10 protein-coding genes are annotated in these 14,477 nt (G+C 66.9%); 5 read left to right on the plus strand and 5 right to left on the minus strand.

Annotation, left to right across the window (positions count from 1 at the left end; genetic code table 11):
• Positions 1–153 precede the first annotated feature (153 nt).
• The 4 genes from ASE35_RS20820 to ASE35_RS15790 form a co-directional block, all read right to left on the minus strand.
• The gene (locus tag ASE35_RS20820; protein WP_082611312.1) at positions 154–531 is read right to left on the minus strand and encodes an SEL1-like repeat protein; all 378 of its coding nucleotides are present in this window, start codon (positions 529–531) and stop codon (positions 154–156) included.
• Between the two features lie 18 nt (positions 532–549).
• Positions 550–2,973 carry an RHS repeat-associated core domain-containing protein gene (locus ASE35_RS22100; protein WP_235570096.1) on the minus strand — a complete coding sequence of 808 codons (2,424 nt, stop codon included), beginning with the start codon at positions 2,971–2,973 and terminating at the stop codon, positions 550–552.
• A 2,239-nt stretch (positions 2,974–5,212) separates the two neighbouring features.
• Positions 5,213–6,559, minus strand: a complete 1,347-nt coding sequence (locus tag ASE35_RS15785; RefSeq protein ID WP_057164446.1) for an APC family permease — start codon at positions 6,557–6,559, stop codon at positions 5,213–5,215.
• A gap of 254 nt (positions 6,560–6,813) precedes the next feature.
• Positions 6,814–7,707, minus strand: a complete 894-nt coding sequence (locus tag ASE35_RS15790; RefSeq protein WP_082611314.1) for a LysR family transcriptional regulator — start codon at positions 7,705–7,707, stop codon at positions 6,814–6,816.
• Between the two features lie 104 nt (positions 7,708–7,811).
• On the opposite strand from ASE35_RS15790, the gene ASE35_RS15795 reads away from it, so the two are divergent.
• The 5 genes from ASE35_RS15795 (at position 7,812) to ASE35_RS15815 (ending at position 13,419) form a co-directional block, all read left to right on the plus strand.
• A complete protein-coding gene (locus ASE35_RS15795) occupies positions 7,812–8,585 on the plus strand; it encodes a glucose 1-dehydrogenase (protein WP_057161772.1) in 774 nt (257 codons plus the stop codon).
• Between the two features lie 35 nt (positions 8,586–8,620).
• Positions 8,621–8,935, plus strand: a complete 315-nt coding sequence (locus ASE35_RS15800) for a putative quinol monooxygenase (protein WP_057164546.1) — start codon at positions 8,621–8,623, stop codon at positions 8,933–8,935.
• A gap of 28 nt (positions 8,936–8,963) precedes the next feature.
• Positions 8,964–9,956: an aldo/keto reductase gene (locus tag ASE35_RS15805; protein ID WP_057164447.1), complete on the plus strand. Its 993-nt coding sequence runs from the start codon at positions 8,964–8,966 to the stop codon at positions 9,954–9,956.
• A gap of 559 nt (positions 9,957–10,515) precedes the next feature.
• The gene (locus ASE35_RS15810) at positions 10,516–11,823 is read left to right on the plus strand and encodes an amidohydrolase (protein ID WP_057164448.1); all 1,308 of its coding nucleotides are present in this window, start codon (positions 10,516–10,518) and stop codon (positions 11,821–11,823) included.
• Positions 11,824–12,102: 279 nt separating this feature from the next.
• On the plus strand, positions 12,103–13,419 hold the full coding sequence (locus ASE35_RS15815) for a M20 family metallopeptidase (protein WP_056177548.1): 1,317 nt from the start codon (positions 12,103–12,105) through the stop codon (positions 13,417–13,419).
• A gap of 375 nt (positions 13,420–13,794) precedes the next feature.
• Here the strand turns inward: ASE35_RS15815 and ASE35_RS15820 are convergent, their stop codons facing one another.
• Positions 13,795–14,433, minus strand: a complete 639-nt coding sequence (locus tag ASE35_RS15820; protein WP_057164449.1) for a glutathione S-transferase family protein — start codon at positions 14,431–14,433, stop codon at positions 13,795–13,797.
• Positions 14,434–14,477: the final 44 nt, after the last annotated feature.

Here is a 14,477-nt window from a genome sequence, read left to right on the forward strand (position 1 = left end):
CAGGGTTCTTCATCTCACGCCATGGAAGCCGGCGTCACTTCTGCGGAATGTCACGCCGCGGATAAGGGCTTGGAAAGTGCACTCTGACCCCTGTTCTTCACCTATTCCGAAGCTAGCGCGGGACGATGGGAGCCCCTTAAAGCGTCGCCTGTCTCATCGAACGACCTTTTCTGACAACTCGCGTTTTAACTCCTTAGCAGCATCCTTGTCCCCCATATTTGCAGCTCGCTCCAACCAGTATCGATACCATCGTCGGGCGCCACGATTTTTATGGTGCAGAGCCAAGTTGTAGGCAGCTTCGTGCAATCCACTGGCAACTGCCTTCTTGTACCAGTACACCGAAAGTACCGCGTCGCTCCTTACTCCAACACCATCCTCATAGTAGTTTGCGACGCTAATTTGAGCCTCAGGAACCCCCAACATCGCGGCCTTCAAGTAGAGCTTGAATGCAGAAGAAAACTTTTTTTTCTCCTGAAGATCATAACCATCCTCGAACATTGACCAGGCGGTTTTGTCTAGCTCTAGCTTCATCGCATGCTCACCAGAATTTTATGGAGCCTGTTGATTCGTAAAGACCGATACGTCTGCTGACGAAGGAGTGCAGTTCCGCTCGTCAGAACAACATCCATTTACACACTCACCCCCGGTGCTCGGTATGTACGTCATTACATACACGGTGAACACTGTTAGATTCACCATCGCGAGACACGATGGCCTAAAGCTGCCACTTTGTCCTCCAGGCGGGGGAATGTAAGGGGGCCGCTTCTTCGGAATCCACTTGCCATTGCTGTCTCGCTGCCATCCCCAACCTGGGCGATCTGGATTCTCTCGCCAGTGCTTGTCTGGCCTCGCGGTTCCATCAGGAGAACGTGTTCTACCTCTTTCACCTTTACCACCACCGCCTTTGCCTCCACCAGCCAACCCATAGGGATCAAACCAAGATATTGGGTCGCCCCAAACATAGCCGAACGTGCTAATGCCACCATCCAGGCCGATCGGATCACTCTGCACATACCGACCGGCAGACGACTCGTAGTCGCGGAAGTAGTTGTAACTTAGTCCGCTTGCGTTGTCGTAACGCTGCCCGGGGAACCGCAGATCGAACACGAACGCAGTGCCGTTGTTATCCGGGTCCTGATTCGGTGCGCTGTCGCCGAACGCCTCATTACCCAACTGCCAGCTCCATACCGACTTCTCTGCGACCGGATCGATCACATTGCGCGGCGTGCCCAGATGGTCGGCCTGGACGTAATGCAGCTTGTTCGTGTCGATCACACCGATCAGCAGATTGCCCAGCCAGATGACTTCCTGGATGCGATTTCCGGCGTAGTCGTACACGCCAATCGTATGGCCCGCCTCGTCGTAGCTCGCATAGGTCTGCGCGGTTGACGTCGTGGTCGGATAACGCCGCGTCTGCTCGCCCTTGCCGTTGTAGGCGTAGTTCATTACCGCATTGCCGCCCTGCTTCACCTGGCCCATGCGATCAGCGGCGGTGTAGATGAACTCCTTCGCTGTACCGCCAATGGCCGCGGTGTTGCCGACCGCATCGTAGCTGCGTGCGGTGGCGCCTACCTGCGACAGGCGGTGGCTGGTACTCGGGTAGGTGTAGGTCTGCGTCGCGCCGGCATCGGTCTTGCTGGTGCGGTTGCCGGTGGCGTCGTAGGCGTAGCCCTGCAGGAGCGCATTGGTCGTGCCGTCGCGGGTCTCGGTCAGGCGGCCGAGCTTGTCGTAGGCGTAAGCGCGCAGCGGCGGTTCGGACTGGTCGCCCTTGCGCAGCTTGATCAGGTTGCCAACCGCGTCGAACTCGTAGCCCAGGGACAGGCCGTCCGGGCCCACGTCTTCGATTACGCCCGGCTGGTAGTTCTGGTTGTGGGTGCGCTTGAGGCGGCGGCCGTCGCCGTATTCCAGCTCGGCCGCCGGGCCGAAGGGGTAGTAGGTGACGCTGGTCAGCAGCACCTGCGGGGTTTGGCCCGGCTGGGTCACCGTCACGCCGCTGGGCTGGCCCAGGGCATTGTGGGTGTAGTCCACCCGCATTCCGCTGGGATAGGTCACCGAGGACAGCTGGTTGGCCAGGGTGTAGCCGTAGACCAGGGTGAACACCTGCCCGTTGGTGGTCTGGACCTTGCGCACCACGTTGCCGCGGCGGTCGTAGCAGTAGCGGGTGTTTCCGCTGCCGTCGTCCATGCGGGTCATGCGACCGGTGCTGAAGGTCTCGCCGGTCTGGCAGACGGTCTGGGTAGTGTCGTAGGTGTAGCCGACATTGAGCGCGGTGTCGCTGTAGGCGATACCCGTGACGCGGTTCAGGGCGTCGTAGCTGTAGGTGGCCGTCTCGTTGCGGGCGTCGGTCTGGGTGGCTCGGTTGCCGGCGCTGTCGTAGCTGTAGCCGGTGATGCCGGTGTCCGGGCTGGTCAGCTGGGTCAGGTCGCCCAGGCCGTTGTACTGGTACTGGGTGTTCAGGCCCTTGGGGTCGGTGACCTGGGTCAGGCGGTCCAGCGCGTCGTACTGAAACTGGGTCTGGGCGTTGATCCCGGCGGTGTCCTGCAGGGTCTTCACCAGACGGCCCAGCGGGTCGTAGTTGTTGTCGGTGACCGTGCCCAGGGCGTCGGTGACGGTGTCTAGGTTGCCGCCGACGTCATACACATAGCCGGTGGCTTGGTTGTAGGCGTCCTTGTCGGTCTTGAGTTGACCAAGCTGGTTATAGACATGCGAGAGAGTGCGCAGCAGCACGCCGCCGCTGTCCTTGGTGTCTTCCTTGGTGCGCTGCCCGGCGTTGTCCAGGGTGTAGACGATCTGGTTGCCGGCGTTATCGGTGATCGTAGTCAGGCGGTGCGCGGCGTCGTAGCCGAAGGTGGTGTAGCTGCCGTCGGGCTGGGTGATCTTGCTGACCAGGCCGGTGGGCGTGTACTCGTAGCGGGTGATGGCGTCGTCGGTTTCGCTGCCGGCGTTGGGGCCGCGGACCTTTTGCGCGGTCATCCAACCGCNCAGCGGACGACCGGCGCCGTCGTAGGCCAGGGTTTCCGTGACTTGGCCCAGCGCGTTGGTGACCTTCCACAGGTCGCCCTTGCGGTGCGGGCAGGTGGTCGGAGCGCTGGCGCAGGTCGCGTCGTCACTTGGGTAGTAGGTGAACTGGGTGGTGTCGGCCACGTCGGTGCGTGGGCCGTTGACCGAGGTCGTCAAGCCCAATAGCGGGCAGGTACCGGCGGTGATATCGGCCTGTTCGCAGTAGGTAGCGGCGCCGGTGCGGGTGTTGGCCGGTGTCGCCGGATCGGCCGCTGTCGAAGTCAGCGCCTGACCACGAGCGTTATAGGCCCAGGTGCTCTTGCTTACCAGGGTATTGGCCGAATCGTAGGTGCGGCGCTCTGTCGGAACACGCAATGTGGCATGCCAATCGGTTTCGACGCTGCGCTTGGTCGTGGCATTGTTAGCCGATTCGATACGGCGAGCCTCCAGACCTCGAGCGTTGTAATCGTAGTCCGTGGTAACGCCTGCGGTGTCCGTGGCGATGTTGGCGAACCCGTTGCTATCCAGCGTAACCGAACGTGTGCCAATTCCACCGGCGCAGGCCGGGCACGGCTCCTGGATAGACGTCAGCTTGGGGGCCTGAAACATCTGGGTGAACGAGTAAGTCCTGCTGGCCCCATTGGCGTCGACGACCGTGGCGCTGCCCGCACCGTTGTAGGTCACAGAGACCTTGTCCACCCCGCCCGCATGTTCGGTGGAGATGGCCTTGCCGTAGTAGTCGTAGGAATAACTGGCGTAACGGATTCCGTCCTCGCCCACGATGCCGGTGAGCCAATAGAACAAATAGAGGTTCCCTCCGTTGAGCCCGCTCTCGTTGTAGAGATAGGTACGCGTCTTGCCGTCGGCATCGACGCGTGTGGAGAGATTGCCGCGCGCGTCGTAGGTGTAGCGGATGACGCCACCGGTGGGATCCGTCACGGTGGTGAGGCGGTTGTCGGCATCGTAGGCCATCCGCAAGCTGCGGCCGTTCGAGTCGGTAACCGCGATGAGCTCCCCCGGATACTTGGCAATCGCCGCCGAGGTGTTGATGTCGCTGTAGGTCAGGGTTTGGGTGAAGCCGTCCCGGTTGGTGATGAGGTTGAGCTTTCCGCTCGCGTCGTACAGTTCGACCTCGTCGTTGGATGCGACGTATCTCCAACCGGTGACATTGCCCAGCCCGTCGCGCAAACGGTACAGCCGGTCGGTTACATCGGCGTCGGTGGTCCCGACATCGGCCACGAGACTGAAGAAGTACGCCTTGCCGTCGCGACGGGTAACGATCGCATCGTCCGGACCAGTGCCAGGCAAGACCGCACGATCGTAGTTGCCGACCCAATAGGCGTGGAAGCTGGTGGTGTACGGACCGAACAGGCTGTTGTAGGTGCGAACGAACTCAAGCGGAAAGGCACCCGAGCCCGAATAGTCGACCTCGGTTTGGACCTTATTCGCGACACCCGCATTGATCGGGTTGCCGACCATGCTGCGTAAAGGAGAACTATTGACGCAGCAGCCCAGATTCTTGGGGTTGACGGCAGGTCGAGCCCGCTCGCATTGACCGCTGACGTTCAGTTCGAACCCTATCGGGCAGTAGCCCCAGCGCTGGCCGCCGTTGGCCGAATGCAGCACAGCCGTGGAGCCGTTCGCCGCCTTCATGGTGTAGTCCCAGTTCTGGTGTCGCTGTACCGGGTCCGGCCAGACGTTGTAGCTCAGCGTCTCCGGCCCTGCCGGCGCCGCGGTACCGCTGACGTAGCCGTACACATTCTTGAACACCCGAATCGACCAATCGGTGTCGTCTGGGTAGTTGCTGAACCCCAATGCATTGTTCTGTGCCGCCGAACAGCTATATGGGGGCAAGTTGCCTGCTCCGTCGTCACCGCGGACGTGACACCAGGCGGTGTACTGCGGTGGAACGCAATCGGCGCCCACTGCGCAAGCGGCATGCGCTACCGTAAACGGACACGCCAGCAGCGCCAGCCCCAAGACGAACCACGCTTTAAGCGAGCGCATACACCCTTCCCCGACTACGCACCTCACTGTGCGTTCCCATCATCGGGAATCCGCGTCTCACGGTTCAAGACGGCGTTCGGCACTTTTTTTGACTGGCATCGAACCGCCAATTGCAGTCAATCGATGAAGACCGCGAATCGTGAGGTCTGTTCAAACTTTCGGCTGCAAACAGACGGCTGCGAATTCCCGGTAGTGGCCATGGCCGTCAATCGGCCCGCCCTCGCCAGGCCCGCAACCCCGCATACACCAACACCAACACCGCCAGCGACGCCCCGATCGCCGTCCACTCCCGCAACGTCATCGTCGCCAGGATCGCCACCATCGTGAGCACCGCGATCAGCGGCACGATCGGGCCGCCCGGCAGCACGAACGGCGCGCCGCGTTCGCGCAGGTCGATGCGCTGGGCGCGCCAGGCGGCGATGGAGACAGCGGCGAAGACCAGGCAGATCGCGCCGCCGGAGATCAGGGCCAGGGATTCGAAGCTGCCGCCCAGTGCGAGCGCGGCACCGACGGCGGCGTGAGTGAATAGCGCCAGGCGCGGCACGCGGTGCTTGGCGTCGACGCGGCCGTAGGCGTGCGGCAGGTAGCCGTCGCGCCCCAGCGCGAACAGCAGGCGCGAGGACGCGAACAAATTGCCCATCAGGAAGCCGGTCATCGAAACGCAGGCGGTGATCAGCAGCAGGGCGCGACCCGGCGCCCAGATCGCGCCGGCGGCGTCGGCGATGGGGGCGCCGCTGGCGGGCAGCGCGGCGCCCAACGTGCCTTGGCAGACCACCTGCAGGCCGATGTACAGCAGCACCACGATCGCGATCGCGGACATCGTCGCGCGCGGGACGTGGCGCGAGGGGTCGCGGACTTCGCCGGTCGGCACCAGTGCGGTTTCCATGCCCGAGTAGGCGAACACCACCAGCACCATCGCGCTGCCCATCGCGCTCCAGGAACCGATGCCGCTCCAGGCCACGTACTGCCAGTCGACGAACAGCAGGCCGAGCGAGGCGAGCAGGAACAGCGGGGTGAGCTTTAGCGTGGCCAGCAGCACGATCATGCGTGCGCCCAGCTTCACGCCGAACGCATTGAGCGCGAACAAGCTCGCGTACACGCCCAGGATCAGCAGCGCGCGCGGCAGCGGTTGCGCGAATTCGGGCCAGGCCTGCGCGACCTGGCCGGCGAGCGCGGCGGCGACGCCGGCGCTGGAAGCGGTGTTGCAGATCCACATCAGGGCGCCGGCGATGAAACCGGCGAACGCGCCGTAGGCGGCGCCGACATAGGTGTAGGGCCCGCCGGTGGCGGCGGCGCGGCTGCCGACGGCGGAGAAGCACATCGCGATCGGCACGATCGCGATCGCGCCGGCGATGAAGGCCAGCGGCGCGGCGCCGGCCAGGCGCGAGGACAGCAGCGCGGGCAGCATGAAGATGCCGGCGCCGACGATGATGTTGATGATGGAGGCGCCGAGCTGGAATGGACCCAGCGCGCGCACCAGCGCGGCGTCGCCCTGCAGCGCGGCCGACGGTGCAGGTGCGGACCCGTCGGCGGGCGTGGCGGCTGTGCTCATGGCGGGTCCCCGGGAGACTGCGTCGCAGCCTCGCACGGCCCGGGCGCAAAGGCGAGGCCGCGCGGGCCCCGCAGCGGCGGAGTAAGCCGCGATCCGCGTTCGACAGGTATCGCCACGGCGCGATGCGTGACGGCGTGGATCGCGACTTACTCCGCGGCTGCGCGGGCGGGGGACGCACTCACCCTAGCTCCGTACGCGCGGCACATAAATCCGGGGTTTCACTCAGACGAACGGCATCGCTTTCGCGTTTTCGATCAAACGTCCTGGCACATGAACTCGACGAAGGCGCGTAGCTTGGGGGCCAGCTGCCGGCGCGCGGTGTAGTAGATGTAGAAACCGGGGAACGGCGGCGTGTAGGCGTCCAGCACCTGCACCAAGCGGCCGGCGGCGACGTCGTCGGCCACCAGGGTCTCGAACAGCTGGGCCAGGCCCAATCCGGCCAGGGCCGGGCCGCGCGACAGCGAGCTGTCGTTGAAGATCAGGCGGCCGCCCACGTCCACCTCGAAATCCTGGCCGTCGCGGCTGAACTCCCAGGCTTGCATGCGGCCGCTGCCGGGCAGGCGCTGGCGGATGCAGTCGTGCCGGACCAGGTCCTCGGGCACGTCGGGACGGCCGTGGCGGGCGTAGTAGTCGGGCGAGCCGACCACGATGGTGCGCTGCGCCCCGCCCAGCGGCCTGGCCACCATGTCGCGCGCCAGGCACTCGCCCAGGCGGATGCCGGCGTCGAAGCCGCCCGCGATCAGGTCGGCCAGGGTGTCGTCGGCGAACACTTCCACCTGCACGTCCGGGTAGCGCGCCAGGAATTCGGGCAGGCGCGGCTCGATGAGCGTGCGCGCCGCGATGCGGCCGGCGTTGATGCGCAGGCGCCCGGTCGGGCGGTCGCGCACCGTGTCGAGGTCGTCGAAGGCGGCGTCGATCTGGTCCAGGCCCGGCGCGACCTGGGCCAGGAAGCGCGCGCCGTGTTCGGTCAGGCCGACCCGGCGGGTGGTGCGGTTGAGCAGGCGCACGCCCAGGTGCTCTTCCAGGGTGCGCACGGTCTGGGACAGGGCGGAGGGCGATACGTCCAATTCGGCCGCGGCGCGGGTGAAGCTGCCGAGCCGGGCGACGCGCGCGAAGGCGATCACGGCGGGGAGCGGGTGCGCGGCCATTATGAAGTACCCCTTCAGAACACGTTCGGATAATCCCCATTTTTCGCGCAGTCGGCCAGTCCTAGAGTCGCTTCCACGGTTCCACCCCACCTAGGAGAGCACTCATGCACACCCCCACCCTTGGTTTCGGACTGCGCGATAAGGTCGTCCTGGTCACCGGCGCGTCCTCCGGCATCGGCGCGGCCAGCGCGGCCGCCTTCGCCCGCGAGGGCGCGATCGTGCTGGCCGCCGCCCGCCGCGCCGCCGAAGGCGAAGCGGTGGTCGCGGCGATCCGCGCCGACGGCGGCCAGGCCCGCTTCCTGCAGGCCGATGTGACCCGCGAGGACGACATCCGCCGCCTCGTCGAGACCGCGGTGGCCGACTACGGCCGGCTCGACGTGGCTTTCAACAATGCCGGCACCGACGGCCGCTTCTCGCCCTACATCGAGCAGGACAACGCCAACTACGAGCAGGTGATGAACACCAACGTGCGCAGCGTGTTCTGGAGCATGAAGCACCAGATCGCGGCGATGCTGAAAAGCGGCGGCGGCGCGATCGTCAACAACGCTTCGATGGGCGCGCTGATCGGCTTTCAGAACGCGGCCGTGTACGTGGCCAGCAAGCACGCGGTGATGGGCCTGACCAAGACCGCGGCGCTGGAGTACTTCCCGCAGGGCATCCGCATCAACGCGGTACTGCCCGGCATCATCGACACCCCGTTCCAGGACCGCGTCTGGGGCGACGAAGCCAGCAAGCGTGCCTTCGCCGACGCCACCGTCGCCGGCCGCAGCGGCACGCCCGAAGAAGTCGCGAGCGCGGCGCTGTTCCTGGCCTCCGAGCACGCCAGCTTCTTCAGCGGCCAGGGCCTGGTCATGGACGGCGGCTACGTCACCCAGTGATCGCCGCCGCCTCGCTATCGTTCAAGGACCCCGCCATGAACCCGGACACATCCGCCTTCACCCTCATCGCCGAACTCCAGGCCCAGCCGGGCCTGGGCGATACCCTGCAACGCGAACTGCAGGCGCTGATCGCGCCTACCCTGAGCGAGCCCGGCTGCCAGGGCTATACCCTGCACCGCTCCAGCGACGACACCGACTTGCTGCTGATCTACGAACACTGGCGTTCGCGCGCCGCGCTCGAGGCGCACTTGGCCATGCCTTATCTGCGCGACTTCTTCGCGCGCACGCCGCGGCTGTTGTCCGAACCGGTGCGCCTGCGCTACTTCGCATCGGCGCTGCCGGCCGCCTGATTCCTCCTTCCCCCACCGGAGCAACGACATGAACACCCGCACTCTCGGCCCGCAGGGCCCGCGCGTTTCGGCGCTAGGCCTGGGCTGCATGGGCATGAGCTTCGCCTACGGCCCCGCCGACCAGGACGAGGCCGTCGCCACCCTGCATCGCGCGCTCGACCTGGGCGTTACGTTTCTCGACACCGCCGACGTCTACGGCCCGCACACCAACGAGCGACTGCTCAACCGCGCGCTGCAGGGACGCCGCGACCAGGTGTTCCTGGCCAGCAAGTTCGGCATCCTGATGGATCCCGCGCAGCCGCAGCTGCGCGGCGTGAACGGCCGTCCGGAGTACGTACGCGCCAGCATCGAAGGCAGTCTGCAACGTCTGGGCACCGATCATCTGGATTTGTACTACCTGCATCGCGTCGATCCGAACGTACCGATCGAGGACACCGTCGGCGCGATGGCCGAGCTGGTCGCGCAAGGCAAGGTGCGTTACCTCGGCTTGTCCGAGGCATCGGCGGCCACCTTGGAACGTGCGCATGCGGTGCATCCCATCACCGCGCTGCAGAGCGAGTACTCGCTGTGGACGCGCGATGTCGAGCGCAACGGCGTGCTGGAAACCTGCGCGCGGCTGGGCATCGGCTTCGTGCCCTATAGCCCGCTGGGCCGCGGCTTTCTGACCGGTCAGATCGCGTCGGCCGGAGATCTGCAGAGCGACGATTTCCGCCTGCAGACGCCGCGCTTCCAGGGCGAGAACTTCCAGCGCAATCTCGCGCTGGCCGACACGGTGAAGACGCTGGCCGCCGGCAAGGGCTGCACGCCCGCGCAGCTGGCGCTGGCCTGGGTGCTGGCGCAGGGCGAGCATCTCGTGCCGATTCCCGGCACCAAGCGGCGCAAGTATCTGGACGACAACGTCGGCGCGCTGGACGTGCGCTTGGACGCAGGCGATCTGGCCGCGCTGGATGCGGCGTTCGCGCCGGATGCGATCGCGGGCGATCGTTATTCGGCGGTGGGCATGACGATGGTCGGCCATTGAGGCCTCGCCGGTTGCGACGCCGCCGCCCGTAGTGGCGGTGGCTTCGTAGGCAAGCTCGGCATGGGGGTAGGAGCGGCGCAAGCCGCGGCCGGCGTCGTAGTGGGAACGGCGCGATCGCGGCTTACGCCGCTCCCACAGAAGGCGGAGAGCGCTCGCGTTCGCCTGCATCCAAGCACGCGCGGGGCTTTGGGGTAGGAGCGGCGCAAACCGCGACCTGCGTCGTAGCCGGAACGGCGCGATCGCGGCTTACGCCGCTCCCACAGCGGGCGGCGAGCGCGCGCATTGCTGGAACCCGTATCGCGAGTACGCGGTCGCGGTCTATGGCCGAAGAAAATCCGCCCGCGGTGGGCCTCTCCCGCGCCACAGCGAGCATCGGGCGACGACGTCGCTCTCTGTGGGAGCGGCGCAAGCCGCGATCGCGAACTCCAGCGCCCGGCGCGGGCATCCCGCTGGCGCCCAGGCCCATGTTCGATGGTAGGGTCGCCATCACCGATCGTGCTGCGGCGCCGTTCGCGTCTGGTCTAGCATCGAGCCCTCGCCCACGGACCCCCTGCCCCGCATGCGCCTGCCCGCCCTTTTGATCGCCAGCACCCTGTTCGCGACGACCGCCGCCGCGCAGACCGCGCCCACGCCCGAGCTCGACCGCGCCGCGCGCGCCGTCCAGGCCGACGTGGTCGCCTGGCGCCGCGACCTGCACCAGCACCCGGAGCTGGGCAACAACGAAGTGCGCACCGCCAAGCTGATCGCCGATCAACTACGCCGGATCGGGCTGGAACCCAAGACCGGCATCGCCCACACCGGCGTGGTCGCGGTGCTGAAGGGCGGCCGTCCCGGCCCGCGCATCGCGATCCGCGCCGACATGGACGCGCTGCCGGTGACCGAGCCGGCCGGGCTGGCGTTCGCGTCCAAGGTCACCACCACCTATCGCGGCCAACCGGTGGGCGTGATGCACGCCTGCGGGCACGACGCGCACGTGGCGATCCTGCTGGGCGTGGCGACCGCGCTGGCGGCGCAGAAGGCGACGCTGCCGGGCGAAGTGATGTTCGTGTTCCAGCCGTCCGAGGAAGGTCCGCCCAATCCGGGCGAGCCCTTCGGCGCCGCGCTGATGCTGGAGCAGGGCGTGTTCCGCGACTTCAAGCCCGAGGCGGTGTTCGGCCTGCACGTGTGGGCGGGCCTGCCGGTGGGCAGCATCGGCGTGCGCGCCGGCCCCTCGCTGGCCAGCGCCGACGAGTGGAGCCTGACCGTGCGCGGCAAACAGACCCACGGCTCGCGGCCCTGGGACGGCGTCGACCCAATCACCGTCGGCGCGCAGATCCTGCTGGCCTCGCAGAGCATGATCGCGCGTCAGGTCAATATCGCCGCGACCCCGGTGGTGCTGACCGCCGGCCAGTTCAACAGCGGCGTGCGCTTCAACATCATCCCCGACGAAGCCAAGCTGGTCGGCACCCTGCGCACCTTCGACGCGGACGTGCGCGAGGACGTGATCGCGCGCTTCCGCCGCACCGCGCAGGATCTGGCGCATGCCAGCGGCGCCAGCGCCGAACTCACGGTGGTCAACAATGCGCCGGCCACCATCAATAACCCGGCGTTGACGCAGCGCGTGCGGCCCTCGCTGCAACGCGCGGTCGGCGCGGACAAGGTGGTCGAGATGCCGATGGTGACGGTGGCCGAGGATTTCTCGCAGTTCGCCAATACCGTGCCCGGTGTGTATTTCTTCGTCGGCTCGACCGCGGCGGGCATCGATCCGGCCAAGGCGCCGATCAATCATTCGCCGCAGTTCGTGCTCGACGAGGGCGCCTTGGACGTGGGCACGCGGGCGATGCTGCAGTTGGCGCTGGATTACCTGGGCGGCGCGCCGCAGGGTTGATTCGCTCGGCTTTGGGGGTAGTGACGCGGTCGCGGCTCGCGCCGCTCCTACCGAGGGCTTTCTGTGGGAGCGGCGTGAGCCGCGATCGCGAACCTCGCCGGCCTGCGCTGGGGTCGGGGCTTGCGTGATCGCGGCTTACGCCGCTCCCACAGGGGAAGGGGCGTGCGCGAGCGGGACCGCCATCGACTCCACAGGGCCCCAACGCCAATCGACCAAGGTCGGGCAGTTCCGCAGGCAGGGCATCGGCTAGGATCGGGACTTTCCCTCCGGAGTCCGTCGATGAAGCGTCCGCTGTCCGTCGCGTTGAGCTGCGCCCTGCTCGCCCTGCCGCTGGCCGCCAGCGCGCAATCGGCGCAACGTCCGGAGGTGCAGGCCGCGGCGGCCAAGGTGAAGGACCAGGTGATCGCCTGGCGGCGCGACTTCCACCAGCACCCCGAGCTGTCCAACCGCGAGGAACGCACCGCGGCCAAGGTCGCCGAGCACCTGCGCGCGCTGGGCCTGAAGCCGCGCACCGGCATCGCCCGCCACGGCGTGGTCGCGATCATCCAGGGCGGCAAGCCCGGGCCCAAGCTCGCGCTGCGCGCCGACATGGACGCGCTGCCGGTGACCGAACAGGTCGACCTGCCGTTCGCGTCCAAGGTCACCACCCAGTTCAACGGCCAGACCACCGGCGTGATGCACGCCTGCGGCCACGACGCCCACACCGGCATCCTGCTCGGCGTGGCCGACGCGCTGGTGGCGATGAAGGACGAGCTGCCCGGCCAGGTGATGCTGGTGTTCCAGCCCTCCGAGGAAGGCGCGCCCGGCAACGAGGAAGGCGGCGCATCGCTGATGCTCAAGGAAGGCCTGTTCAAGGACTTCAAGCCCGATGCCATGTTCGGCCTGCACGTGTTCTCGACCCTGCAGGTCGGCCAGATCGGCGTGCGCCAGGGCCCGCTGATGGCGGCCTCGGACCGTTTCAGCATCAAGATCAAGGGCCGCCAGACCCACGGCTCGCGGCCCTGGGGCGGCATCGATCCCATCGTCGCCGCGGCCGACGTGATCGGCAGCGCGCAGACCATCGTCAGCCGCCGCACCGACATCGCCAAGCTGCCGGCGGTGGTGACCTTCGGCGCGATCAAGGGCGGCATCCGCTACAACATCATTCCCGACGAAGTCGAAATGGTCGGCACCATCCGCACCTTCGACGAAGGCATGCGCGCGAAGATCTTCGCCGACCTGAAGAACGTCGCCGACCACGTCAGCGCCGCGCACGGCGCGACCGCGGTGTCGGCGGTGCCCGACAGCGAGGGCAATCCGGTCACTTACAACGATCCGGCCCTGACCGCGCGCATGCTGCCCAGCCTCAAGGCCGTGGCCGGCGACGCCAACGTGGTGGAGCCGTCGCTGCAGATGGGTGCGGAGGATTTCTCCTACTACGCCAAGGAAGTGCCGGCGATGTTCTTCTTCGTCGGCGCGACCGAGAAGGGCGTGGACCCGGTGACGGCGCCCAGCAATCATTCGCCGCAGTTCAAGCTGGACGAGTCGTCCCTGGATTTGGGTTTGCGCGCGTTGTTGCAGGTGACGCTGGATTATTTGCATCAGCCCAAGGGTTGAATGCCGCCGAGTTCGCGCGCTGTTTAGGCCCTCTCCCGCCTGTAGCCCCTCTCCCGCTTGTGGGGTGAGGGGCAGCGTTTGCGAGCCATTGGCTCGCGCAGCACCGAACGCCCGACCGCTGTGCGGTCGGGCCGGGGTGGGGGTTGGGGTGTGGGTTGGGGTGAGGCGTGGGCTTCAACCACAGGCGCTGCCCTCATCCGCCCTGCGGGCACCTTCTCCCGCACGCGGGAGAAGGGAGCAGCGGCGGGAGAAGGGAGCAGTGGCGGGAGAAGGGAGCGGCGGCGGGAGAAGGGAGCGGCGGCGGGAGAAGGGAGCGGCGAAAGAGGGAGCCGCAATAGTGGGAACCGCGAAGCTTCGCCGTCGACGCGCCCCGCCTCACAGCTCACCACCCGAATACGGGTCGATGTCGTACGCATACCGTTCCGCCAAGTGGCCAGGCTGCGCCTGCACGCGAGCGATCCAGGCACGGAACTGCGGGTAAGGCGCCAGATCCAAACCCGCGTCCTCAGCCCGGCTCGCATACGCATACAGGGCGATATCCGCGATGCTGTAATCCTCGCCGGCCGCGAACGGGCGCTGCGCGAACTCCGATTCCAGGATCCCCAGCGCGCGCAAGGCCGCGCCGCGCTTGGCTTCGATCAAGGCCGGCGCGCGCTGCGGCAGCTTGCCGGTCAGGGTCCAGTAGCGCAGCGAGCCGATGCTCATCTCCACGTACTGCTGCTCGAACGACAGCCACTGCCGCACCTTGGCCTGCGCGAACGCGTCGCCGGGCAGATAGGCCGAACCCTGCGCCAGGTAGTCGAGGATGGCGTTGGACTCGGCCAGCACGCGCCCGTCCTCGAGCTCGATCGCCGGCACCGCGCCGGTCGGGTTGATGCGGCGGTAGTCGTCGCGGCGGCCCTCGCCCTCGAAGATGCTGACGATGCGCGTGCGGTAGGGGCGCTGCAGGTGCTGCAACAGCTGGCGGATCTTCCAGGCGTTCTGCGAGGGCAGGTAGTCGTAGAGGGTGAGCATGGCGCGGGCTCCAGGGGCGATGGCGCCAGTCTCGGCCGCCGCGT

It is taken from the genome of Lysobacter sp. Root916 (assembly GCF_001429785.1).
GTDB lineage: Bacteria > Pseudomonadota > Gammaproteobacteria > Xanthomonadales > Xanthomonadaceae > Lysobacter.